Here is a 471-nt window from a genome sequence, read left to right as displayed (position 1 = left end):
GGGCGGCACCGTGCAGGTCCTGGCGGCCGCCGGCAGCTACGATCCGCGCACCCAGTACGCGATCCTCACCGCGGCGGGCGGCGTCGCCGGCCAGTTCTCGGGCGTCACCGCGAACTTCGCCTTCCTCACCCCGACCCTGCGCTACCAGCCGACCGAGGTCGACCTGACGCTGACGCGCAACGACATCGCCTTCGCGACGATCGCGCAGACCCGCAACCAGGGGGCGGTCGCCGGCGCGATCCAGGCCGCCGGCCCCGGCGCCGGCGTCTACGACCGCACCGTCGGGCTCACCACCTCGGAGGCGGTCGGCGCATTCCGGGCGCTCACCGGCGACATCCATGCCAGCGCGATCTCGGCCGAGTTCGAGACGGCGTTCTTCGTCCGCGAGGCGATCCTCGACCGGATGCGCTGGGGCGCGACGCCGGGCTACGCGGACGGGGCCGATTACGGCCGCCTGCCGGCCGCCTACAC

General features: G+C 74.3%; 1 pseudogene. It reads left to right on the top strand.

Annotation, left to right across the window (positions count from 1 at the left end):
• Positions 1-471 (top strand): annotated as a pseudogene (locus FV222_RS28930) (autotransporter domain-containing protein); the annotation flags it as partial.

Origin of the sequence: Methylobacterium sp. WL103 (assembly GCF_008039885.1) — a bacterium.
Taxonomy (GTDB): domain Bacteria; phylum Pseudomonadota; class Alphaproteobacteria; order Rhizobiales; family Beijerinckiaceae; genus Methylobacterium; species Methylobacterium cerastii.
This window is presented reverse-complemented; position numbering and strand designations above follow the sequence as displayed.